General features: G+C 54.9%; 25 protein-coding genes and 1 riboswitch. Of the genes, 8 read left to right on the top strand and 17 right to left on the bottom strand.

Annotated elements, in window-relative coordinates; all coding sequences use genetic code 11:
• Positions 1-150: 150 nt before the first annotated feature.
• The 3 genes from FHT67_RS12850 to FHT67_RS12840 all read left to right on the top strand — a co-directional run bounded on the left by FHT67_RS12850 (position 151) and on the right by FHT67_RS12840 (position 1,929).
• Entirely contained in the window at positions 151-366 is a 216-nt protein-coding gene (locus FHT67_RS12850; RefSeq protein ID WP_132311417.1) for a hypothetical protein, read from the top strand.
• Positions 367-427: 61 nt separating this feature from the next.
• Positions 428-1,090 carry a futalosine hydrolase gene (locus FHT67_RS12845; RefSeq protein WP_167198680.1) on the top strand — a complete coding sequence of 221 codons (663 nt, stop codon included), beginning with the start codon at positions 428-430 and terminating at the stop codon, positions 1,088-1,090.
• Positions 1,087-1,929 (top strand): 1,4-dihydroxy-6-naphtoate synthase, encoded by an 843-nt coding sequence (locus FHT67_RS12840; protein WP_167198677.1) that lies wholly within the window; start codon positions 1,087-1,089, stop codon positions 1,927-1,929. Before FHT67_RS12845 ends, FHT67_RS12840 begins: the two co-directional genes overlap by 4 nt.
• Positions 1,930-2,469: 540 nt before the next feature.
• Here the strand turns inward: FHT67_RS12840 and FHT67_RS12835 are convergent.
• Together FHT67_RS12835 and FHT67_RS12830 are read right to left on the bottom strand one after the other, a co-directional pair.
• Entirely contained in the window at positions 2,470-3,366 is an 897-nt protein-coding gene (locus FHT67_RS12835; protein ID WP_208403276.1) for a sugar phosphate isomerase/epimerase family protein, read from the bottom strand.
• A 3-nt stretch (positions 3,367-3,369) separates the two neighbouring features.
• A complete protein-coding gene (locus FHT67_RS12830; RefSeq protein ID WP_167198674.1) occupies positions 3,370-4,476 on the bottom strand; it encodes a Gfo/Idh/MocA family protein in 1,107 nt (368 codons plus the stop codon).
• 90 nt (positions 4,477-4,566) lie between these two features.
• Between FHT67_RS12830 and FHT67_RS12825 the strand changes: the two genes are divergently transcribed.
• On the top strand, positions 4,567-5,433 hold the full coding sequence (locus FHT67_RS12825; protein ID WP_132311425.1) for a helix-turn-helix domain-containing protein: 867 nt from the start codon (positions 4,567-4,569) through the stop codon (positions 5,431-5,433).
• A gap of 63 nt (positions 5,434-5,496) precedes the next feature.
• On the opposite strand, the gene FHT67_RS12820 is transcribed toward FHT67_RS12825, so the two are convergent.
• Both FHT67_RS12820 and FHT67_RS12815 read right to left on the bottom strand, forming a co-directional pair.
• Positions 5,497-6,261: a protein-glutamine gamma-glutamyltransferase gene (locus FHT67_RS12820; RefSeq protein ID WP_167198671.1), complete on the bottom strand. Its 765-nt coding sequence runs from the start codon at positions 6,259-6,261 to the stop codon at positions 5,497-5,499.
• Positions 6,262-6,344: 83 nt separating this feature from the next.
• The gene (locus FHT67_RS12815) at positions 6,345-7,643 is read right to left on the bottom strand and encodes an NCS2 family permease (protein ID WP_132311429.1); all 1,299 of its coding nucleotides are present in this window, start codon (positions 7,641-7,643) and stop codon (positions 6,345-6,347) included.
• 122 nt (positions 7,644-7,765) lie between these two features.
• Positions 7,766-7,864: riboswitch (purine riboswitch) on the bottom strand.
• Between the two features lie 294 nt (positions 7,865-8,158).
• On the opposite strand from FHT67_RS12815, the gene FHT67_RS12810 reads away from it, so the two are divergent.
• The gene (locus tag FHT67_RS12810; RefSeq protein ID WP_167198668.1) at positions 8,159-9,133 is read left to right on the top strand and encodes a MerR family transcriptional regulator; all 975 of its coding nucleotides are present in this window, start codon (positions 8,159-8,161) and stop codon (positions 9,131-9,133) included.
• A gap of 92 nt (positions 9,134-9,225) precedes the next feature.
• Here the strand turns inward: FHT67_RS12810 and FHT67_RS12805 are convergent, their stop codons facing one another.
• The 13 genes from FHT67_RS12805 to FHT67_RS12745 form a co-directional block, all read right to left on the bottom strand.
• Positions 9,226-9,648 (bottom strand): hypothetical protein, encoded by a 423-nt coding sequence (locus FHT67_RS12805; RefSeq protein ID WP_167198666.1) that lies wholly within the window; start codon positions 9,646-9,648, stop codon positions 9,226-9,228.
• Between the two features lie 78 nt (positions 9,649-9,726).
• Positions 9,727-10,656, bottom strand: a complete 930-nt coding sequence (locus FHT67_RS12800) for an aldo/keto reductase (protein ID WP_167198663.1) — start codon at positions 10,654-10,656, stop codon at positions 9,727-9,729.
• Between the two features lie 109 nt (positions 10,657-10,765).
• Positions 10,766-11,614 carry an SDR family oxidoreductase gene (locus FHT67_RS12795; RefSeq protein ID WP_132311437.1) on the bottom strand — a complete coding sequence of 283 codons (849 nt, stop codon included), beginning with the start codon at positions 11,612-11,614 and terminating at the stop codon, positions 10,766-10,768.
• 2 nt (positions 11,615-11,616) lie between these two features.
• Positions 11,617-12,690 (bottom strand): mannonate dehydratase, encoded by a 1,074-nt coding sequence (gene uxuA, locus FHT67_RS12790; protein ID WP_132311439.1) that lies wholly within the window; start codon positions 12,688-12,690, stop codon positions 11,617-11,619.
• Between the two features lie 31 nt (positions 12,691-12,721).
• The gene (locus FHT67_RS12785) at positions 12,722-13,423 is read right to left on the bottom strand and encodes a GntR family transcriptional regulator (protein ID WP_167198660.1); all 702 of its coding nucleotides are present in this window, start codon (positions 13,421-13,423) and stop codon (positions 12,722-12,724) included.
• 423 nt (positions 13,424-13,846) lie between these two features.
• Complete coding sequence (locus FHT67_RS12780; RefSeq protein ID WP_132311442.1) at positions 13,847-14,107, bottom strand: hypothetical protein; 261 nt, start codon at positions 14,105-14,107, stop codon at positions 13,847-13,849.
• A gap of 217 nt (positions 14,108-14,324) precedes the next feature.
• Positions 14,325-14,816, bottom strand: coding sequence for a hypothetical protein (locus tag FHT67_RS12775; protein WP_132311444.1), 492 nt, complete (start codon positions 14,814-14,816; stop codon positions 14,325-14,327).
• 228 nt (positions 14,817-15,044) lie between these two features.
• Positions 15,045-15,773 (bottom strand): polysaccharide deacetylase family protein, encoded by a 729-nt coding sequence (locus tag FHT67_RS12770; protein ID WP_132311446.1) that lies wholly within the window; start codon positions 15,771-15,773, stop codon positions 15,045-15,047.
• A 66-nt stretch (positions 15,774-15,839) separates the two neighbouring features.
• A complete protein-coding gene (rbsK, locus tag FHT67_RS12765) occupies positions 15,840-16,787 on the bottom strand; it encodes a ribokinase (protein WP_167198657.1) in 948 nt (315 codons plus the stop codon).
• Positions 16,788-16,814: 27 nt separating this feature from the next.
• On the bottom strand, positions 16,815-17,546 hold the full coding sequence (locus FHT67_RS12760; protein WP_132311450.1) for an HAD family hydrolase: 732 nt from the start codon (positions 17,544-17,546) through the stop codon (positions 16,815-16,817).
• Positions 17,547-17,637: 91 nt separating this feature from the next.
• Complete coding sequence (locus FHT67_RS12755) at positions 17,638-19,416, bottom strand: AAA family ATPase (RefSeq protein ID WP_167198654.1); 1,779 nt, start codon at positions 19,414-19,416, stop codon at positions 17,638-17,640.
• Between the two features lie 112 nt (positions 19,417-19,528).
• On the bottom strand, positions 19,529-20,011 hold the full coding sequence (locus FHT67_RS12750; protein ID WP_132311454.1) for a DUF6530 family protein: 483 nt from the start codon (positions 20,009-20,011) through the stop codon (positions 19,529-19,531).
• Between the two features lie 230 nt (positions 20,012-20,241).
• The gene (locus FHT67_RS12745; RefSeq protein WP_132311456.1) at positions 20,242-20,628 is read right to left on the bottom strand and encodes a winged helix-turn-helix transcriptional regulator; all 387 of its coding nucleotides are present in this window, start codon (positions 20,626-20,628) and stop codon (positions 20,242-20,244) included.
• A gap of 157 nt (positions 20,629-20,785) precedes the next feature.
• Between FHT67_RS12745 and FHT67_RS12740 the strand changes: the two genes are divergently transcribed.
• The 3 genes from FHT67_RS12740 to FHT67_RS12730 all read left to right on the top strand — a co-directional run bounded on the left by FHT67_RS12740 (position 20,786) and on the right by FHT67_RS12730 (position 23,746).
• Positions 20,786-21,994, top strand: coding sequence for an MFS transporter (locus FHT67_RS12740; RefSeq protein WP_132311458.1), 1,209 nt, complete (start codon positions 20,786-20,788; stop codon positions 21,992-21,994).
• 99 nt (positions 21,995-22,093) lie between these two features.
• Positions 22,094-22,942 (top strand): aldo/keto reductase, encoded by an 849-nt coding sequence (locus FHT67_RS12735; protein WP_132311460.1) that lies wholly within the window; start codon positions 22,094-22,096, stop codon positions 22,940-22,942.
• Positions 22,943-23,119: 177 nt separating this feature from the next.
• Positions 23,120-23,746, top strand: a complete 627-nt coding sequence (locus tag FHT67_RS12730; RefSeq protein ID WP_167198651.1) for a TetR/AcrR family transcriptional regulator — start codon at positions 23,120-23,122, stop codon at positions 23,744-23,746.
• The last annotated feature ends 14 nt before the right edge of the window (positions 23,747-23,760 follow it).

The following is a 23,760-nucleotide window of genomic DNA, read 5'->3' as shown; positions in this document are numbered from 1 at the left end:
AATATCCTCCCGCTTTTATAGAATGTTCCTTATATTGTACCCTCTCATCCCGCATAAACCAAGCCTTTCGCTCCGCATGGACAACAGCCCGAAATAAGCCTACACTGTTTTTATCGAATCCGTTATTTACGAAAGGGGCGAAAACAAAAATTGGCTATCAACCGTAGACTGACGACTGATCCGGACTTTGAAGAGGCCGTAAAGCGTAAATATCCGGTACGCGTATTCAAAGACGACTTTATCGTGAACAACGGCGGCACCGTCATTCGTTTTGACGACAGCATCGTTGTCATTCAATCCAGCGTGAGCGACCTCGTCTACTATACAAGGGCGGAATGCGAGTTTTTCGAGGTCCGGAAAAAATGACAGCCGCCTTTATTTAGCGCTATAATTAATTTAGTACTAAGCTATCAAAGGAGTTTGCAGCATGAGCGAAAATGGAAAAATACTCGTCATGACCGCCGTCGCGGTTGAACGGGATGCCGTCCTGCGCGGCCTTAACGGCGACGACCGCTTCGAGGTGATGGAAGCCGGCGTTGGTCCGGTGGAAGCCGCCGTCAGCACGGCAACGGTTCTGGCTGCGGCAGGCCCAGACGCCTATCGCCTCGTCATTTCCGCAGGCATTGCGGGAGGGTTTAAGGATCGTGCCGAGGTGGGCACGCTGGTTGTCTCTAATGCGATCATTGCCGCCGATCTTGGCGCCGAGACGCCGGAGGGCTTCCATAGCGTGGACAAGCTTGGGTTCGGCTCCGCTCATATCGATGTGGATGCGGAGCTTGCCGAGCGTCTGACTTCGGCGCTTCAGGCTGCCGGACTGCAGACCGCGCTTGGCCCCGTCCTTACCTTATCTACGGTTACGGGCTCTGCCGAGACGGCTGCCGGGCTGGCCGAACGGATTCCCGGCGCTGCCGCGGAAGCGATGGAGGGCTTTGGCGTTGCCGCCGCTGCCCGCCGCGCGGGTCTGCCCGTGCTGGAGCTGCGCGCGATTTCGAATCCGGTTGGCCCGCGTGACCGCAGCGCTTGGCGAATTAAGGATGCCCTTCAAGCTCTCGAAGCTGCAGGCTCCGTATTACGGGAGGTTATTGGATGAAAATCGCTTTTTCCCCGTGTCCGAACGACACGTTTGTATTCCATGCCCTGACGCATGGACTTGTTCCCGGTGCGCCGGAATTTGAAGTGATGTATGCCGATATCGACATAACGAACAATCTGGCTGCAAACGGCGACAGCGATCTCGACGTGCTCAAGATTTCTTACGCTGCCCTGCCGTGGGTATTAAAAGACTACGCGCTTCTGCCATGCGGCGGCGCTCTGGGCCGGGGCTGCGGCCCGCTTGTTCTTACGAAAGACAAGCTGGAGGACGCATCCTCCCTTAGCGGCAAACGGGTTGCCGTTCCAAGCGAACGCTCGACTGCTTACCTGCTGTTCCGTCTCTGGGCAGCGCAAAATGTTCCGGGCGGCGTTGGCGAAATTATCGTGATGCCATTCCACGAGATCATGCCCGCCGTGCGCGACGGCAAAATCGACGCCGGCCTTGTTATTCACGAAGCCCGCTTCACGTACCAGAATTATGACCTGTCCATGCTGGTTGACCTTGGCAGCTGGTGGGAATCCGATACCGGCCTGCCGATTCCGCTTGGCGCCATTATCGCCCGCCGCTCGCTTGACCTCGGCGCCATCTCCAGCTGGATTGAACAATCCGTCGAGTATGCTTGGAAGCATCCTGAAGCTTCGAAGGACTATGTCATGCAGCATGCGCAGGAAATGGATCCTTCCGTTGCCCAGCAGCATATCAACTTGTACGTAAACGACTTCACGGGCAACCTGGGCAGCAGCGGTTATGCCGCGATCTCAACCCTGCTTACCCGCGCAGCCGACGAAGGTCTCGTACCTGCGATCGACCCGGCTCTTCTCGAGTTTCCGGGTTAACCTTTTGGGAGTCCCCATCAACCGTTATGGTGAAGGGGACTCCCTTTTATTTTTCTCTTGAAGAATAAGTTAATGGTGAGGATAATGCCAAATGCCATTCATTTTGCGATATCCCGCATCGTTAAGCACTCGCCCATCACTCTTTCTCGCCACCTTAACGATGTCACACATCGTTAAGGGAGAATCCCGTGAGCGAGCCAGAACGAAAAAGAGCTGCCCAACGATACCCTCGCTGGCAGCTCTCATCTATTTCCTTACGATCCGACTATACGTCGGAATCGTCCCATTTTTTCGAATATGCTTTCTTTGTGACCCATAGGGTCATCCAGGTGAGTATAACTACAATAATGGCTGCAAAAATCCATACTCCAACAGGAACGTTCATCTGCAACTACCCCCTTCTCGCCTATTACTACTATCTTAACGGACAATACGGGAGCGTATGCAGTCTAAATATTAACATTTTGCAACGGTTTTCACCGTAATCTGTCATTCGGAGGCATGCAGCCCCTGCTTAAGGGCAAACTACCGATAAATGCCTTAGCGGTAAGCGCGGAGGAACTCCACCGCCTTGCGGATATCCTCCTCCGGACGGTGTCCGACTTCGCGTTCAATCGTCAAATAGCCGTTATACCCAATATCCTGCAGCGCCTTCAGGTAACGGTCAAACGGAACGCTGCCTTCCCCAAGCGGAACCTCGCGGAATAAAGCGCCGTCGCTTGCCATATCGGCGATAATGTCATGGCTCATCCCCGCAAAGCCCAGGTAGCCGTATACGACGCGCGGATCAATCTCGGCCGCCAGCTTTATGCCGTCCTTCGCATGCGTATGAACGATGTAATCCTTCAGAAGATAAACGCCTTGAACCGGATCATCGCCGGTTACCATCACCATATTCGCCGGGTCGAAGTTTACCGAAACGCCGTTTGTCGTAAGCGAATCCAGGAAAGACTTTAATCGCTCAGCAGGCTCAGGACCCGTCTCAATCGCAAAATACGCCCCCATGCTGCTTGCGTAGCTGCTTAATTCTTCGCAGGAAGACTGCATCGCAGCGTAGATGGGTGAACTCGCATCATCCGGAACGATACCGATATGCGTCGTTACGATGTTGGTGCCCAAATCAAGCGCAAGCTCGAGGATCCGCTTGGACTTTTCGATTTTGGCCGCATTAGCCTGCGCATCCTGGAAGCCGTGTCCCCCAAGATCGCCGCACAAAGCCGAAATCGTAAGGCCAAGCGACGAAATGCGGTCCTTCAGCTGGCGGCGAGCCGATGCGGACAAGTTCGCAGGATCAGTCTCGCCGCTGACCGCGTAGATCTGTACGCCTTCCGCTCCAACCTCGACTGCTTTCTTCAACCCTTCCTGCAGTCCAATACCAAAGCTCTCGACAATAACGCCAACCGGATTGCTAATCTTCGGTTTCACCAGATCTGTCATCGCTTATACGCCCTCCCGCGCCGCAGCGGCTCCGGAAGCCGCCGTATCCTTATTTAAGACCACTTCGGTGCCGCGCTCCGCCGATTCATAGACGGCTTGAAGCATCCGCATCAGCTCTACGCCGTCCTCCACCGGGCTGATCGGCTCGGCTTTGCCGAAGCAGCAATCCACAAAATGAGCGACCTCCAGATCGAAGCTGTCCTGGAACTGGAACGAGAGATGATCCAGCTGCGGTTCAAAATTTACGATTTTATTGAACTGCTCCGTTACGATGACGAGCTTCGGATCAATCTCCGCTCCGCCTTTGGTGCCGTAAATTTTGCTGCTCATTTCGTTCTGCGCGGCATGCAGCGTGTAGCTGATATCGACATACAGCGAAGCGCCGTTCTCGAAGCGGATAAGCGCATTCGCCATATCTTCCACATCGTTAAGCGAAGCGTCGTAATCCGCCGCTTTATAGAAGCTTAAGCCTTCGATATGCGACCGGTTGCCCAGCTTGCTGTACGTATTCCCGCTGACCGATACAGGCTTTGGCTTGCCCATCAGATACCAGCACAAATCGATCATATGTACGCCGACATCAATCAGCGGTCCGCCGCCCGAGCGTTCGGAATCCGCAAACCATCCGCCCGGGTTGCCCAAGCGCCGGATGGCCGATGCTTTCGCGTAATAAATGTCTCCGAGCTGGCCGCTTTCCGCATACTGCTTCACAAGCTGCGCTTGGTCGGCATATCTGCGGACGAAGCCTACAAGCAGCTGCTTGCCGGAACGCTTGACCGCTTCCTGTACGGCAAGCGCCTGCTCAACCGTCTTCGCCAGAGGCTTCTCGCATAGCACATGCTTGCCGGCATCCAGAGCAGCCACCGCAATCTCGGCATGACTGTTATTCCAGGTACAGATGCTTACCGCATCAATCTCCGGATTCGCCAGCAAATCTTTATAGTTATCGTAAACATGAGGGATGCCGTAAGCTTCGGCCTTCTCCCGCGCGCGTGCCCCGTTCAAATCCGCGATTGCCGCAAGCTCCACCTCGGGGTGAACCGAATAGCCATGCAAATGCGAGCCCGATATCGACCCCGCCCCAATAACTCCAACCTTTAATTTCGTCATTGCCAGCATCTCCTCCATGTTTCCTATAATCAGTTGCAACCTGCACTATGTTCAATTTATCATGAGTATAAAAAGAGAGGAATGAACAGCATGGCTCAAATCATGGATTATATGATCAGTTCGCAGCCCCTTCGCATGATCGATTTAACGGTGGATCCCGCCAAGCTGTCCGTTCGTTCTCTTGTTATTCGAAACGTGGGCCATTTGCCTGGCCGGACTCTATTCCGTCAAGGGGCGGTTTTTCAATATTGGGCGATCGTTTATATTGCGGGAGGTTCGGGCATTTACCGCGTTGACGATGGGGAGGCGCAGCGGGTGACGGCCGGCAGTCTGTTCTTGTTCCAGCCCGGCTTTCTTTATGATTACGGTCCTGCCCCGGATGGCTATTGGGATGAATATTACTTTACCATCGAGGGGACACGGTACCGGGAGTGGCTCGAGCATTGGCCCATCCTCCCGAACACGGTCATGCATCCGGGCGAGGACGCTTCCTCGCAGAACCGGATCGACCGCATCTTTGCGCTAATGGACAGCGGTACCCCGGCCGATGCCGACCGCGCAGCTCTGACGCTCGAATCGCTCCTCTACGACTGGGTGCAAAGCTGCCAGTCCACTCCCGCCGCTCAAGGCAAGACGGCCCGCCTTGCCCAGCTGCTCGAGGCCTTGTCCGGCACTTTGCTTGAACCTTTTGACGCGGCGGCTTTTGCCGAGCGTCATCACTGGGCGTTATCGACGCTGCGCCGAACGGTCAGCGAGTATACCGGCTTCGCCCTTCATGAATACGTCCATCGGCTAAAAATGGCCGAAGCCAAAAACCGCCTGCTCAATACCGAGCAGACGGTCAAGGAAATCGCCGCGGCGTTAGGCTACGGCGACGTGTTTTATTTTTCGCGGCTGTTTAAGAAGATTACCGGGGAAGCGCCCCAGCTGTTCCGCCGCAACATGCGTTCGAAATGAAATAAGACCCGCGAGGGTCTTGTTTCACCTGCGCGCATCTGAGATGGGCCAGCTTGAATCTTCCTACAACCTTACCGCAAAGCGGGTGCCTCGAGCGGCGATCTGCTGCAGATGCTTAAAGTTCGGATGGACGACCAGATCGTCGAGATAGGCCGACTCCATGCTGAACGGCTCGCGCATTCTGTTCAACGCCGCCACAATTTGCTGCCCCGACTCGATGCCGATGCCGTGGCCGAAGAAGAGGTTATCCGACAGCTTCACGACGTTTTCCCCTTGCCATTCCGGCGTTTCCCGGTCGAAATCCGGATTTCGGAAGTACATCACGTCTCCCGGATACGATTCGTTCTTGTTATGTGTCGTAATGAACCACAAGTCGCTGTCATGGTTCCAATCCCGCAGATAAAGCGGATTAAACAGCCTGTTAAACATCTGCTCCCCGATTGTATCCAGCACCGCTTTGTACAGCAGGATGACAATCGCCGTAGCGCATTCGAACCCGTATAACTCGCCATTCTCAAAAATATCATTTATGGCATCCGACGGTCTCACGCCGGGATTCATCTGAAAGCCGCCATTCTCCGTACGAGTCCAGTATCGCGGATTGCATCTGGATTCCCGGAATACCGCGAAGTCCGCCCGGCTGTCCTGCAGCATTCTCGCCGCATTTACCGTACGGTCCCGCAGGCGCAGCTCGAACCGGAGCGCATCCATTGAATCATATTGGTAGACAACGGGACTGTTCTGCTTGCCTTGCAGCACGTCCCGCTCGACCGGCGTTAACGCAAACGGGTTAATCTCCCCGGCGTCATTGCCCGAAATTTGAAGCATTCTCCTACCCCTCCCATGATCATGCCATGGGTTATTGTACGTGTAAGAGACAGGATTTGTGCTCTTCCGCCTGGCTTAAGCCTTTAGTGGCTGAAGAAACCGATTTGAATAAAGAACAGGACGGCGAATACGTAGAAGATCGGATGAACCTCTTTGCCCTTGCCGCGAATCAGCTTCAGAATCGGATACACGATAAAGCCGATGCCGATCCCCGTTGCAATGCTGTACGTCAGCGGCATAAGAACAACGATCAGGAACGCCGGGAACGCTTCTTCAATGTCGCTCCATTCGATTTTGCGCAGGACGTTCATCATCAGGAAGCCCACGATAATAAGCGCCGGAGCCGTAATCGCCGGGATACCCGCGAGAACCGATACCGTCGGGGAGAAAAAGAGCGTCAGCGCCAGCAGAACGCTTACCGTAATCGCCGTCAGACCCGTCCGGCCGCCTACGGCTACCCCCGAGCTCGACTCGATATAGGCGGAGGTTGGGCTTGTGCCCAGCAATGCGCCGGTTGTTGTGCCGATGGCATCTGCAAGCAGAGCGCCGCGCGAGCGCGGGAATTTATTGTCCTTCAGCAGGCCAGCCTGCTCCGCAACGCCAAGCATCGTGCCGGTGGTGTCGAACAGCGTAATTAGCAGGAAAGTGAAGATTACGGCATAAAGCCCGTTTTGGAACACGCCGCCAATATCCAGCTGGAAAGCCGTCGCGCTAAGGCCCGTAGGCAACGCAGCCCATTTTTCCGGCAGATGCATCTGACCTGAAATAACCGCGATAATAGCCGTGATGATCATGCCGATGAACAGGAAGCCCTTCACCCGGTAAGCCATCAGAATAAGCGAGATAACAAGACCCGCAATCGTAAGCAGCGTCATCGGCTGCGACAGATCCCCCATCGTGATAAGGGTCGCTGGCGAAGCAACGACGATTTTTGCGTTTTGCAGACCGATAAACGTAATAAATAAGCCGATACCCGCCGTAATGGCATGCTTCAAACTTGATGGGATGGCATCAAGCAGCATGTAGCGGAATGAAGTCAGGGACAGCAGGATGAAGATGACCCCGGCGACAAAAACCGCGCCAAGCGCCGTCTGCCACGATACGCCTTCTCCCCCTACGACAGAAAACGCGAAATAAGCGTTAAGCCCCATGCCGGGCGCCAGCGCAATCGGGTAATTCGAGAAAAGCCCCATAATAAGCGTTGCCACAATACTTGCGAGGACGGTTGCGATAAAGACGCCGTGGAAGTCCATTCCCGCTTCGCTTAGCACGCCGGGATTGACGATTACGATATAGACCATCGTAAGAAAAGTCGTGATTCCCGCGAGCAGCTCCGTCGTAACCGTTGTGCCCCGCTCCTTCAGTTTAAACAGGCGATCCATTGCTTGTTCCCTCCAGGTTGTCCGTAATGTCCGGATGCGTGTTACCTATTGTCCCCTTGAATGCGCCGGATTAGCAAATCTGGAAAACAAAAAAATCCCGCGCCGCGAATGAAGGGAAGATGGTACACGTATCCCTTATTCGTAGTTAGGATTTTTGGCTCCTTGTAGAGACCCTCACGCCATATTGATGAGGATATACGAATGATAGTGATGCAAGTTGTTCAATTAACCTTCATAAGGTTACCGGACAAGCCTAGGGACTGTCAATCCTTTTTTCGCGAAAATAGGTTCTATTTACGAACTATTTTTTGTTAGGATATATTAATGTTCGCTTTTAAAAGATGAAGCTGTTGATTTGAGGACTTTGCTGAATACTGTCGAACGGTCCATTTTTTGCGAATCGAATCGGATGAACACTTCTTTTAGCGATATACCACTACCTTTGTCAGGCGGGCAGGGAGATCGTTTTCGAGGACGAATTAGTCTCGTAAGTGACAAATGAATGAGGTGATGAAATGACGTTGCTCAAAACGAAAGAGGCGGCCCATCAGCTGGCCGTCAGTGAAACAACTGTCAGGCGTTGGGTATCGACCTTCCCGGCTTCCTTCCGGAAGGATATGTTTGGACATTATATTTTTGACACCCCGGCGATGGACAAGCTCCGGAAAATCAAAGGCCAGCTGGATGCCGGAACAGCCCTGTACGATATCCGTCTTCTGTCGCTGGCCGAAGAGGAAACATTGGCGGCGGTCGCCGCGGAGGTAATGGGAACGACCGAAGCCGCTCATCCTGTGGCGGAACCCCGGGCGGACAAGTCCGAGGAGTCCGGCAGATTGGCGGTTGATGCGGCGGGGAATGTTCATGTGTCTGACGCGGCGGTTGGTGTGGCTGCAGGCATCGGCCGGGCCGGCGGCGTAGTGGATCAAGCCGGCAACCTTCATACGGTTGGCAGCGGCTCTTCTACTGGTCATGGCAGAAACAACGTGGGGGCACTTGTGGTGGATAGCGCCGGCAACGTATACGCGGCAGGCGGTGAAGCCGGAGCCCAGGCATCGGCCGAGATCACAACCGGACTTCAGCATGCTGCGGCAGCCGTTGATACGACGGTTGGGGATCGTATAAGCCAGGCAGCCCCGTCGCCGGCGGTATCTGCTCCCCCATCGCCTGAAGCTTCGCAAGTCATCGTCCCTTCTGCCTCTATCCATTCTTCATCCTCCGCAATCGACGAACCAGATCCGATGCTCGAACGTCTAAACGCCATAGAAGCTGCCCTGTCCCAGAAGGCCGATGAAGTCGTAACCGTCCAGCTGCTCCATCATCGCAAAGAGCTTGAAGAGCTCCGCAAATCGCTGACCGAGCTTGCCGCTACCATTGAGGCTCTCCGCAGTCCGCAGCAAGAGCTGCTCGCTTTCGGCGAAAGCGCCAAAGCCGCCGCCGAGAATGAAGGCAAACGCAAAAAACGCGGCCTGCGCTCGTTCTTTTTCTTCTAAACGCCATCTCGCCCGCAGGGCCTAGCTCCCTCCACTCCCGCGTCCCCCGTACCCGAGTGAGGCCGGTTAGGTCCTATTGGCGTTGATGCGTATCACCCACCCGTCCCGCCAATGGACAACCTGTCTTTGTAGTCCATCGCGGCTTGCGCGATCTGCGGGAGGTCATGTCCCTGCGCTAAAAGCCGCTGGTCATCGAACAAATAGTATACGGGATACCCTCCGTTGCCTGTTCCGAGTTCTTCCTCGGCTTTCTTTCCTTCCTCCGAATTTACATCGTAGATGACAGGCGTGAAGCGGCCTGCCATTGCGGCCGCCATATCGTTGACGGCCCGCGTTTCTTCCTCCACCTTTTCTTTCACCAGCACAACAACCCGCAGCTCCCCGGTCTGTTCCGTAAGGAACGGCGCATAATCCGGCGGCACTGCGGCCGGATCCGGCTCTTTCACCTGATTGCAGCCGGCCGCTATGATTAGCGCCATTACAACAAAACCTGCTGCTGCCCACCTTCCAAACACATCATCCGCCCCCCTTCCCATCCTTCGCAATAGAAAAGAGCCAGCCCCCTGAATGAGACCGGCCCTTTCCGTGCATTCCTATTCCTGAGAAAGCTTCACGTCCTGCGGATGCGGCTCGCTCGCAAGCTGCGCGGCACGCGCGTTCGATGCGACCTGCTCCGGATCCTTGCAGCCGGGAATAACGGCTGTTACGGCCGGGTGCTTCAGGCACCATGCCAGCGCCCAGCCGGCCATGTCCACGCCTTGCGGTACTTCCTCGCGCTGAATGCGCTCGACTTCCTTCAGCTTCTCCAGTGTGCTCTCCGCATCATGGCGATGGCGCACATCCGTGCTGCTGAACACGGCTCCCGGCTTGTACTTGCCGCTAAGGTATCCGCTCGCCAGCGGTACGCGCGCAAGCACGCCGAGATCCTGCCGCTGGCAGGACGGGAATACCTGCTCCTCCGGCACGCGGTCCAGACGGTTGTACACGACTTGGATCGCGCGGGAGCCCACTTTTGTCGAAGCTTCCGTTTGATGAATGTTGGCGTTGCTGCCGATCGAAGTGCCAAGGAAACGGATTTTGCCCGCCTGTACCTGCTTGTCCAGCGCCGTCCACAAATCATCGTTATCAAATACTTGGTCAGGTCCGGAATGGAACTGGTACAGGTCGATGTAGTCCACTTTTAACGCCTTTAAAGATGCATCCAGCTGCTGGATCACGCCCGCCGGATCAAACGAATCCGTGCGCGTGAACCGCTCATGGAAGTGATGGCCGAATTTCGTTGCGATAATCCAGTCCTCGCGATTGCGGCGGCTGATATAGTCTCCGATAAGCGATTCCGACAGATGATCGCCGTAGCATTCCGCGGTATCAATCAGATTGATGCCAAGCTCATGTCCTTTGTCGAGAATCGCATCGGCCTCGCCTTGCGTATACTCGCGGCCCCATTCTCCTCCGAACTGCCACGTTCCGATCCCAATGACCGATACGTTAAGATCCGTGCTTCCGAGTCTCCGGTATTTCACAATCGCCACTCCTTCCGATTTTCGCGAACTAGACTGCACCTTATTTTACCACATTGCGTTTGCAAGTTTCGAGTTACGGAAGACTCAGTGGTTCTTTTCCCGCCTAGTCCTACACGCCGGAGTAAGCCATAAAGCCGCCGTCGACCGGAACGGTAATGCCCGTCACAAAGCCGGATACGCTGTCATCCGCCAGCCAGACGAGAGTCCCCAGGAGATCCTCCGGTTTGCCGAAGCGGCGCATCGGCGTGTGGGTAATGATTTTGTTCGAGCGCTCGGTCAGCGAACCGTCTTCATTCGTAAGAAGCTTGCGATTCTGCTCCGTCAGGAAAAAGCCCGGCGCAATCGCGTTTACGCGAATGCCGACATCCGCCATATGAACGGCCAGCCATTGCGTGAAGTTGTTGATCGCAGCCTTGGCCGCGCTATAGGCAGGCACCTTCGTCATCGGGCTCGGAGCGCTCATTGAAGACATATTGATTACCGTTGCCCCCGGTTTATTGATCATTTGCTGCGCGAATACTTGCGTTGGGATCAGAGTGCCGAGAAGGTTCAGATCGAACACAAAGCCAAAGCCTTCTTTTTTCAGGTCAAAAAAGCTTGTTACTTCCGGGTTCGCCAGATCGTCCGGGTGAAAAGTCTCTTTCGTCGTAATGCCGTCCGGATGGTTGCCGCCGGCGCCGTTGATCAGAATATCGCAGCTGCCAAGCTGCTCCAGCACAGCCGCGCCAGCTTCCTTCACGCTCTCCGCGTCCACCACATTGCACGCGACAGCGATCGCCACGCCGCCCGCTTCGCGGATTTCGCGCGCTACGGCCTCGCCTTTTTCCGCCGTGCGGTTCAGAATCGCTACCTTTACGCCTTGACGGCCCAGCTCTCTTGCCATCTCGGCGCATAATACGCCGCTTCCCCCCGTAATAACGGCTACTTTGCCTGCTAAATTCTCGTGATTCGGTACCATCTTTAAACCTTCCCCTTTCGAATTCGCTCAAGTCCGTCCCAAACGCCCCACAGATACATGATGCCAAGCGCGCGGTCATACAGACCGTAGCCCGGACGGCATTGCTCATCCCAAATATGGCGGCCGTGGTCAGGACGCGCATATCCCGTGAACCCGCTCTCGTGGTACGCGCGGACAACCTCCGCAATATCTACCGTGCCGTCGCTCGATTTATGGGACGTCTCGATGAAATCGCCATTCTCGTACACGCGTACGTTGCGGATATGGGCAAAAGGAATCCGGTCCGCAAACTCCCGCACCATCGCCGGAATATCGTTGTCCGGGTTCGCGCCAAGCGAGCCGCTGCACAGCGTCAGTCCATTGTACGGGCTGTCTACCAGCTTCAGCAGTCTTGCCAGGTTATCGCGGCTCGTCACGATCCGCGGCAGACCAAATACCGAGTAAGGAGGGTCGTCCGGGTGGATCGCCATTTTGATGTCATGCTTCTCGCAGACCGGGATAATCTGCTCAAGGAAATACTGCAGATTATTGAACAAATCCTCTTCCGTCACGTCTTTGTACGCTTCGAACAGCGGAGCAAGACGCTTCAGACGCTCCGGCTCCCAGCCCGGCATCGAATAGGAGGAGTTGCCCGCGATGTTGGCGACCAGCTCTTCCGCGCTCATGCTTTGGATTTTGGCTTTGTCGAAGAACAGCGCGGTTGAACCGTCCTCCATCTCTTTGAACAGATCCGTCCTCATCCAGTCGAAGATCGGCATGAAGTTGTAGCAGATGACTTTTACGCCTACCGTCGCCAGCTTCTCGATCGTCCGCTTGTAGTTCTCGATGTATCGGTCGCGCGAGGGCAGGCCCAGCTTGATGTCATCGTGCACGTTTACGCTCTCGACCACTTCCAGATGGAAGCCGTGCTCGTCGGCCAGACGCTTGTAATCCATGATCTTGTCCATCGGCCATTCTTCGCCTGCCGGAACGTCATGCAGTGCCCATACGAGTCCTTCAACTCCCGGAATTTGCTTGATCTGCTTCAGACTTACCGAATCATTGCCTTCCCCGTACCAACGAAAAGTCATTCTCATGATAGTTGTCCTCTCCCAAGGAAATTTGAATTCAATCTATGAAATAATCCGGATGCGCTTCCCTCAGCTGCGGAAGCTCCTGATCCAGCTTGCGGATATGCTGCTCCAGCCGCTCCGCGACGAGCTCCTCGTTACCGTCTTGAACCGCCTCGAATAGTTGACGATGTTCCTCGATGACACGATCCATATGGCCGAACTGGTCAATGGCGAGGTAACGGGCGCGGTTAAGATGCGCTCGCATGTAATAGATCATCTGCATCAGCGTTTCGTTGCCGGCAATCTCCAGGACCGCGCGGTGAAAAGCCTCGTCGAGCTGTAGGAACAGCGCGATGTCTTTCGCTTCGGCTGCTTCGCGCTGCTGCCTCAGAAGCGCTTCGAATGCTGCGGTTTCAGCGGAGCGGTCATGCCCGCTCCACTTGGCAGCGGCCAGACGGAACGCGCCAAGCTCAAGCTGCTCACGGATAAAGCGGGCCTCGCTCACCTTGCGCGCCGAGATAAGCGCGATTCGCGTACCCCGCTGCGGAAGCACCTCCAGCAGCTGCTCGCTGACAAGCAGCCGGATGGCTTCCCTCACCGGCGTACGGCTTACTTTCATCGTCTCGGCCAGCTCATTCTCGTAAATCATCGTACCCGGCGGCAGCTTGAACGAAACGATGCTCTCGCGGATCGACTCGTAGATCTGATCGCCTAACGTCTTGCGCTGCTGCGGCTGCAGCGAAGAAATGATGGTCATCTGCATGCCTCCTTCCACGTTTGTCTCTTATCCTTACTTTACTTGTATTCTTGTATACAAGTAAAGTCCTATTTTTTATTTCGCTATTAAAGGGGATGGATGGCGTTAACGGGGCATTTGATCCCTTTTTTTCCGCCAGCTCTAACAGCGCAGAGCTTAAGGTCCCTTAGGGACCTTAAGCTGGTGAAAGTAGCAAGTAGTTAGGCGGTTAAGGTCCCTTAGGGACCCTAAGCCAGTGAAAGTAGCAATTAGTTAGGCGGTTAAGGGCCCCTAGGGGCCTTAACGTATCAAAGTGGCAGGTTGATACGGCCCCGTGCGCTCACCCTGACGCTCGCTCTAATCGTAGCGCATCCGCTTCCCGCGTATTTAAAAAAGCCTTAACGACGACAATTGCAGAGCACCGTTAAGGCTTGTCCACTTTATCTAGCTGAACTCCGTCAAAATCAGGATCAGCGTCAGCGCCGAAATGCAAATAATGCCGCCGATAGCCGAGAACAGCATGCTGGCCGTCCTTCCCCGCTTCGCGTCTTCGAAGCTTTGAATAAACAGGACAACCCCCAGCAAAACAACCACCAGGCTCGTCGATAATCGGCTTGGGATCATTCCCGTCACGCCTAGAACAATTAGTACCAGATAGGCCACAGTGGCCGCGTATTTCATGCTTCGCCATCGTTTCAGTCTCATCCCGCACTCCTTTTCGTCCGAATTCCATCGCCAGCTTGTACTAACGATTATACAGGATATGGAAGGGTTCGGCGACAAAAAAAGGGCCAGCTGCTGGCCCGACTCGAGACATTTATAAGGAGTGCCTGCCGCCGCAAACCCTCGGCTTAGGATCTCTAGGCAGGCCGCTCCTTCCGTCGTCGCCGAAGTTCCTCTGACCCTCTGACCTTGCCATGCATTAGCCGTAATAAGTAACGTTCACGGTTGAACCAATCGGCATCAATTCCTCGGCGTAGTAGCGAATTTTGCTTTTAGCCGTCTCTGTGAAGGGGGAATGGCTGTACGCGGCCAAATGGACCGTTCCGGTACGGACATCATACCGGTTGAAGGAGACAACAACGCCGGCAAATAAATTGTTCAGCACCGCAAACACGGCCGACTGGTCCAATCTGCCCCGCAGCGCCGTCTTTGCAAGTTCTTCGTCAGGCGTCACGCATGATACCTGATCCGCAGCCGCTTCATTGTACGGCTTCACCGATACGCAAATATCCGGTGACATCCATTCCATCGCATAACGGTGCAGCTTTGCCGCATCCGCTTCGGACAACTCAAGCTGGTCGTCCCATGCGTAGATCGTCGCCTTGTGATGTCCACAGCTGCGAATGGTGACATATCGAATATTCGGAAAACGTTGTCTGACTGCCTGCTCCCACCAAAGACGAGTTCCCATCGCAATACCACCTTTTCGTGTAAATTGGCCTCCCAACACGTCTGATAGCGCTTACAATATTGTATGGCTCCCCGTTCAAACTATTCCACCGCATGCGGAATGGTTCAAGCAGAACAGAATGAAAAAACCCGCCTCTATCCGCGGCCTCACAAAGCTGATCGTCCGCATCTATAGGTAAAGGGAAAGGTTCGACATCCGCCTCCCCTTTCCCTTCTGCCTGACGCTTCCTCAATATGGATTTAATACGCTGTCGCGGTTGTTGATCAGATCGGAGACCGTTACCATCTCGTAGCCTCTCCGTTGGAGCTCCGGCAGGATGATCTTTAGCGCTTCTACCGTCTGCACCGAACGCGGCACATAATCGTGAAGCAGAATAATGTCCCCGTTACGCGCATTGTTCAGCACCTTGTTCACAATCCTTTGTACGCCCGGGCTGCGCCAGTCGTTCGTATCCTGATGCCAGGACCATAAGACGGTGGTGTAGCCGTTTTTCTTGGCGATTGCAAGCATCTGATCGTTATAAAAGCCGCCCGGCGGGCGGAACAATGAGGGCTTTTTGCCGGTCACCTTCTCTAAAGCCTGCTCTGTCTTCATGATTTCGTTCTGCACCGTTTGGTAGGTCTTTTTCTGCAGGAAATAGTGGTTAAACGTATGGTTCGCTACCTCGTGGCCTTCCGCAATTTCCCGTTTGATCGTTTCCGGGAAGCTCTCTACGCGGTTGCCCACAACGAAAAAAGTCGCCTTCGCATGATATTCCTTCAACAGGTCCAGGATCGGTTCCGTTGTGTCCGGATAAGGCCCGTCATCAAACGTTAACGCGATTCTCTTGTTCTCGCCCGGCACTTCCCAGATGATCTCGCCGCGCTTTTCATAGTAGGCTCTGTCCTTGGTTGCCACCGGCGCCGAAAAACCGCATAAAAGCGCTGTGACCGTTACGCCAAATACGAATCGTTTCATACCTATGAAGTTGCTCCTCCCTGGATGGCATCATAGGTATTATTCCGCAATTGACCCGCCATATCCCTAACCGGCGAATTCCTTCCCTTGCTCCTTCGCAAACCTTGCGACTTCCTCTTCCGTAGGCATGCCGGTCTGCGCTCCGAACTTGGTAACCGCCAGCGCGGAGGCCATCGAGGCATAATCCACCGCGTCGCGAAGGTCCCGTCCGGATGCAAGCGCCACGGCCAATGCGGCATTGTAGCAATCTCCCGCTCCGGTCGTATCGACTACCGGCATTTTATAACCGTTGATCCGAACAAGCTTGCCCTCTCCATTCAAATAAGCCGAGCCGCTCGCACCCAGCGTCGTCACCACATGAGCGGCTCCAAGCTCCATCATCCTGCGTATGGCCGGTTCCAGCGATTCGCCGTCCGCGCTCCTATTCGCATAACCGCTGAGCTCCGTCCGATTCGGCGTAAAATAATCCACAAGCCCGAACAGCTCCTCAGGTAGCTGCTGCGCAGGCGCAGGGTTCAGCACAACCAGCTTGCCCAGCGCCTTTGCTTTGCGGGCGGCATACAGCACGGTCTGAACCGGAATCTCAAGCTGCAGCAGCACGAGATCCGCTTCCTTCAGCTTGTCCTCGTTGCGGTCGATATCCGCAGGTTCAACGAGACCGTTAGCCCCCGGGACTACAACGATACTGTTGTCGCCTTCCGCAACATAGATGGATGCGATTCCCGAAGCCGTTCCCTTTACACGCTTCACGCCTGCAATATCGACGCCGTCCTTCCGAAGACTCTCCAACAGCTCTTCGCCAAATGCATCGTCGCCTACCGCGCCGATCATCACCGTATCCGCGCCAAGACGCGCTCCGGCTACCGCTTGATTGGCTCCTTTGCCGCCCGGAATAAAGCGGACGCGCTGGCCGGTTATCGTCTCTCCTACCTGCGGGTACGCATTCGTCTCCACCACGATATCCATGTTCAAGCTGCCGATCACGACAAGCTTAGGCCGGTGTTTAATCGTCATTGATTGATCCCTTCCTTCATCCGTTTTCTATAACAGCAGGCGCGCTAGTTCCTCGTAGCTGGCTGCCGTATGATTCGGCGTATGCTCGCCGGATTCCGGGCTTGCCCCCCGGTGGTTGAACCAGATGACGGACCAGCCCGCCTCCAAAGCGCCTATGACGTCGTTACGCCAGGAGTCGCCGATATAAACGCTCTTCTCCGGCCTTGTCCCGGTTGCTTCGTTCACATGCTGAAATACCCGTATATCCGGCTTGTCCCAGCCAATCTTGCCGGAGACGAACTGCCTCTCCGGCGGAATGAGATGGTCAAGCTCCATCGCCCGGATTTTCTTAAGCTGATGATTCTCGGCGCCATTCGTCAGGAGACCAACGACATAACCGGCCTTAACCAGCTGTTCTATCAGCTCCCTGGCTCCTTCGAACATCGCAATGTTGAATTGGCAGCCAATATAAGCAGCCTGCATAGCCGAGGCCTGCTCCTCGCTGAGCGCGATTCCAAACTCCGCAAGGGCCAGCTCGAACCGCCGCCGGCGCATCAGCTCCGTGCTTGAGCCGCTCTCCATCGCGCCTGCCCCGCCCATTTCCAGCGACAGCATGTCGCTATGGTAACGCATCCGGTGATAGGCCTCTTCATACGGAAAGCCTTCCCGGTCGCCAACAACGGCAATCACCGCCTGGCGGAAAGGGGATAAATGATCGTACAGGGTATCGTCCACATCAAAAAAGACGCCTTTTTTCTCCACGCTTATCTGTTGTCCCATGCTAAAGAATACCGCTCCTCTCTTGCCTTGGTTATTATTGTACCACCGGAACGGCAAAAGACCCAGCCATAACGGCCGGGCCTTCTCTCTTTTAGGATTCCGGCCCCCGGCGATCGGGATCGGGTTCCTTCTCTGCTTGCTCGCCTTGCCCCGCCGCTTCCTCGATTGGTTCCGCCGCAGGAGGAGCCGGCGCCTTGGCCGGAGCAGCCGGCGTAACGGTCAGTCTAACCTCGGACGGCTCCGGGCGCGGCCTGCCGTACAAGTCCCAATAGATCCGCTCGATTTCCTCGCCGGTCAGATCTCCGTGCAGGAGCAGCTCCTCCGCAATCCTATGCACGAAGTCGGCATGATCGCGGACAAGCTTTTTGACCTGCTGCATCTGGTCCTTCAGAAGCTCGTTAATCTGCGGACGCAGAGACTTCAGGGCATCCATCCTGGAGCCGGCCGCCAGGAAGCTGTACAGCTCGTCGCCCATCCCGACCATGCCCAGATAAGCGCCCGCGCTCTCCGTGGCCTGGCGCAGGTCGGAGGTTACGCCGTTCAGCTTCTTGCCGAGGAACTCTTCCTCGACCGCGCGGGCAGCCAGGCAGACCTGGATATGAGCCAGTATCTCGCTGTCGCTCCGGTTATACCGCTCATGCGTCGGCTTCGTAGCCGCAAGCCCCAGCGAGCCGCCCCGCCGGATAATCGTCACCTTCCATACCCGTTCATGCGGCTTGAGCAGGAATTGCGCAACCGCGTGTCCCGCTTCGTGATACGCCACGTTGCGCTTCTCGTCATCCTTCATGGAACGAAGCGGCTGCTTGAGGCCCCACTCATACGTCTCCATCGCGGCGCGGAAGTCCTCGTAACCCGCTTCCTGCGCACCCCGCTGATGCGCGATAACGACGGCTTCGTTGACGATATGCTTGATTTGAGCCGGGCTGTAACCGATCGTATCCATCGCGGCCTTCTCCGGCGTAAGCGTCGAGTCGGTTTTTATCTTGCGCAGGTAATACCCGAACACGTCAACGCGTCCGTCATAATCCGGCGAGTCCACCCATAGCTGGCGGTCGAAACGGCCCGGGCGAAGCAAAGCCTGGTCCAGCACATCCGGCAGGTTGGTTGCGGCGATGGTCAGCACGGGCGGGCGTTCCGCTTTCTTCCGAAGCAGTCCCAGCTGACGAAGGAATTTCTTAAACCTCGAGCTGTCGAGGTTCGGAGGATCCATCTGCAGGAGCAGCTCGTTCAGAAGCCCGGTGCCGCCGCCCATGCCGAACAGGCCGCCTCCGCCGCCTCCGCTCTGTCTGGACATGCCAATGGCATCCACCTCGTCGATGAAAATAATGCAGGCTCCGTACATGCGCGCCAGCTTGCGGGCTTTTTTGTAGATCCGCATCACCCTCAGATTGCCGACGCCAAAAAACATGTTCTGGAAGCTTGGCGCCGAGGCATACGCAAACGGCACCTGCGCTTCGTTGGCAATGACTTGGGCCAGATAGGACTTGCCCGTACCCGGCGGTCCGCATAGCAGCAGACCCCGTATAGCCTCGCCGCCCATCTTCTTGAAATCCTTCACGCCCTTCAGCAGGCTGACGATTCGCTTGGCGTTCTCCACGATCTCCGGGTTGCCCCGGTAATCATCCCAAGTGGCGCCCGTCTCTCCCGGCAATACCCAGTACGTCCGCCCCCTGGAGAGGAACCAGAACAAGGCGGCAAACTGAATAATCATGAATAAGACGGCGAACAGCAGCTGAAACAAATAGCTGGAAACAACAAGCGCAGCATTCCAAGCCGTTGGTCCTCCTGACCAGATAAGCGAAACGATGATGACGAGGACAACTAGCCTGAGGAGGAATCTACGCCACTTGATCCACTGATAACTCCTCATGGCTTCACTTCCTTTTAAGGTATGCCTTATTCTATGAAATGGCATACCGCCCCATGACTATCATCGCTGGGAAGAAGCATAACGCCGGCTGTCAGAAGGACGAACACGAACCTTAATAGCCCAGCTCCTTCAAAATGCGGGACAACGTGCGCAGACGTTCCCCGTTGAGCTCATCGTCGTCGCTCAGCGCTTGGCTGAACAGCTTGATGTCCTGATTGATCTTCTCGTTATCCGTGCACACCTCGACTGTCATGGCATCCCCCTGCAGGCCAATGCGGTCAATGACCGGCTTCTCCGGGTCGTAAAGATTATCGTACCGGTAGGACTCCTCGCGGAAATGCTGCATCGACCGGGTGATCAGAATCGCCAGATCCAGCACGCGGTGAAGCGGCAGCTCTTCGGATTGGCGCGACCATTTCTCGCCGGTGTAACGCCATACCTTCGCCGATATTTCAACCTTGCCTCTGTCGTTCCATTGGGCAAGCCCAAGCGACAGTCCTTTCGCGTCCGTGTGCTCTGCGTAGCGCCCGTCTACCTGCTCGTAATTTTCAGAGACGATCACCGGTTTATGCTTTAAAGTTGTAGGGATTTTCATTAACAGGTACCTCCGTTTGGTCAAAGAAATGCATAGAATTAATAACTACTAAATTACTAAATTAGTGATTCGATTATACTGCACTCGTCTTGCCAGCGTCAAACCGTTGACCCTCTGGAGGCGAACGCATTCCGGGCACCGCTTCATCCAATCCGGTTACCATGCTCATCTTCGATCACGAGGAACAGCAATAAGCCCATCGGGCCAGATTTGGCCGGACGGGCTTATTTTTAGTCATGTAAATTATTAAGGATGTTATCCTCCAGAACCGCTGCTTTGCTGCCGTACTCCTTGATAATGTGCTGCTCTCCCCAATTGCATAAGGAATCCAGGATCGGGCGCAGACTATCTCCGTATGGCGTAAGCTCGTATTCCACCTTTGGAGGCACCTGGTTGTAGACAATCCGGTTCACGATTCCGTCTTCCTCCAGCTCCCTTAATTGCTGGGTCAGCATCTTTTGCGTGATAGAGGGCATAAGCCGCTTGAAGTCGCTTGTTCTTTTCTTGCCATGCGTCAGATGGCACAAAATCACGCATTTCCACTTGCCCCCGATCACTTCAAGCGTTGCCTCCACGGAGATGTTGTATTTCTTCGGCGGTGCGATTGTTGTATCCATTGCTGCTCCTCCTGTTCATAGGTACTTTTTAGTGCCTATATTACCTTTTGGTATCTATATTACAAAATAGTGCGTACTAGTCACATTGACCGATTGCCTCCATAATAGCACTTACCGGCCGAACAATACAACATTACGAAACGGAGAGTGCAACGAAATGGTTACCAAACAGAGCCGCTCGGCGCTGGCGCTGCTCGCGCTTGCCATCAGCTCTTTTGCTATCGGAACGACGGAGTTCATCAGTGTTGGACTTCTGCCTTTAATCTCGGAAGACCTGAACATATCCGTTACGACAGCGGGTTTATCCGTTACTTTATATGCGGTAGGCGTCACCGTAGGGGCTCCGCTGCTTACCGCCCTGACCTCCAGGGTACCGCGCAAAACCCTGCTGATCGCGATTATGATCATTTTTATTCTCGGCAACAGCCTCGCGGCAAGCGCGGGAAGTATCGCGGTACTGCTCATCGCCCGCGTAATCTCCTCCTTCTCGCATGGCGTGTTTATGTCGATCGGCTCTACGATTGCCGCCGATCTTGTCCCCGAAGACCGCCGGGCCAGCGCGATTGCGATGATGTTCTCGGGCCTTACGGTCGCCACCGTTACCGGGGTGCCGCTTGGCACGTTGCTTGGACAGCATATGGGATGGCGCACGGCGTTCATCGCCATTGCCGTGATTGGCGTCATTGCGCTTATAGCCAATCTGCTGCTTATTCCGAACACGCTGCGCAAGGGGAACCGGACGAAGCTGAGCGAGCCTTTCAAAGTACTGAAGAACGGACGGCTGCTGCTCGCTTTTGCCATCACCATGCTTGGATATGGCGGTACTTTTGTCGTCTTCACCTATCTGTCGCCGCTGCTTCATGATATCACCGGGTTTAAAGAGAGTACGATTGCGGGCATTCTGGTTCTGTACGGCGTCGCGATTGCGGTAGGCAATATCATCGGCGGTAAAGCGGCTAATAAAAAGCCGCTGTCGGCCCTGCTTGTGATGTTTATCCTGCAGGCGGTTATCCTGCTGGTACTGACGTTCACGGCGCCTTACGCGGCTGCCGCCTTAGTGACGATTACCCTGATGGGCCTGCTGGCCTTCATGAACGTCCCGGGTCTTCAAATGTACGTCGTTCTGCTTGCGGAACGGTATATGCCCAAATCCATTGACGTCGTATCCGCTTTGAACATCTCGGCCTTTAACGCCGGTATCGCCATTGGCGCTTACGTCGGCGGTATTATTACCGATAAGCTTGGCTTGGTTCATACCCCTTGGATTGGGGCCATTATGGTGCTTGGCGCCGTTGCTCTGACCGCATGGAGCCGCTCGATGGAAAACAAAGATGCAAAAGGCGAAGAACTGAAAGCTTCGGCTTAAATGAAGTCCATGATTACGAAGCAGGCATCATCCCTAGCTGTCTATAGGGGACCGCTAGGGTGACCATTCATTACCATTTATTTTAGGAGGAATTTCCCCATGAGAACGGCAAAACATTTAAACGATAAAGTGATTCTGCATAACGGCTTAGCCATGCCTTGGCTTGGCCTTGGCGTATTCAAAGTGGAGGACGGCAGCGTCGTTGTTCAATCCGTGAAAGACGCGATCAAGAACGGCTACCGCAGCATCGATACGGCAGCCATCTACGATAATGAAACCGGCGTTGGCCAAGCTGTCCGCGAGTCGATGGCTGAGCACGGCATTGAAAGAGAAGATTTGTTTATTACCTCGAAGGTATGGAACGCCGATCTCGGATACGAGTCGACGCTAGCGGCTTTCGAGACAAGCCTGAACAAGCTTGGCCTGGACTACCTGGATCTGTACCTGATCCATTGGCCGGTTGAAGGCAAGTACAAAGACGCATGGCGCGCCCTCGAAACGCTCTACAAGCAAGGCCGCGTGAAGGCGATTGGCGTGAGCAACTTCCACGTGCATCATCTGCAGGATTTAATGAAGGATGCCGAGGTTGTACCGATGGTCGATCAAGTGGAATACCATCCGATGCTTGCCCAGCAGGAGCTCCGCGCCTTCACTCGCGAGCACAACATTCAGCTCGAAGCATGGTCCCCGCTTATGCAAGGCCAGCTGCTTGACCATCCGGTACTGGGCGCAATCGCAGCCAAGCACGGCAAGTCCGTAGCCCAAGTCATCCTGCGCTGGGATCTGCAGAACGGCGTCGTAACGATTCCGAAGTCCATCAAGGAATCCCGCATGATCGAGAACGCCCACGTGTTCGATTTCGAGCTGTCCTCCGAGGATATGGACGCAATCGACGCTTTGAACGAAGACCGGCGGGTTGGTCCGGATCCGGACAACTTCGACTTCTAATCAATTGTGAACGGGTTTTGAACAAGACAAGCCAGATGAGCCTTTTTAGGTTCATCCGGCTTTTTTTATCTTGCCAATTAATTTATCAAGCGATAAAATAATTTTCGAATCAGTTTATTTATCATGTGATAAAATAAAAGGAGGGAACCGTATCTCAGACAAAAGGAGTATTTAACGATGGCACGCCGAAAAAAACAACCCCTTGACGAAGCAACCCGCTCGATGATTATCCATACCGCGCATGACCTGTTCATGGAGCATGGCTACCGGTCGGTTACGACCCGCCAGATCGCGGAAGCCTGCGGCCTGACACAGCCTGCCATGTACCATTATTTCGCGGATAAAGAAGCTCTCTATACCGAGGTGCTGCGAGCCGTTACGGAAGAGACGAAAATCGCCATGAACGATCTTGTCGCAAGCGAAGGCTCGGTAAGAGAACGACTCATCAAGCTCGTCGTATACATTTTGAACAACATGCCCGATGATCTCAGCCAAATGGAACGGGACATCCGCCAGGAGCTCCGCCCGGAAAATCGGCAGCTGATCAATCAATGGTGGCAGGAATGCTATTTGATACCCATTGCCGAATTGTTCGAGGAAGGACAGCGTAACGGCCATTTGAAAGGAGCGGAGCAGTTCGGACTTGACCCGATCCCTTCCGCTTTTACGCTGCTAAGCATGGTTCAACGCAAGCCGCGCGGAGGCGCAAGCACCCCCATACCGGCGGAAGCTCGGGCAACGCGAACCGTCGATATTCTGCTGTACGGGCTTGCCTCAGATCAAGGAAGAGAAGAAAAGATATAGGATTTAGGTTATCG

Origin of the sequence: Paenibacillus sp. BK720 (genome assembly GCF_011761545.1) — a bacterium.
In the GTDB taxonomy this organism is placed as follows: Bacteria; Bacillota; Bacilli; order Paenibacillales; family Paenibacillaceae; genus Pristimantibacillus.
The sequence above is the reverse complement of the archived record's forward strand: the minus strand, read 5'-3'. Positions and strand labels throughout refer to the sequence as shown.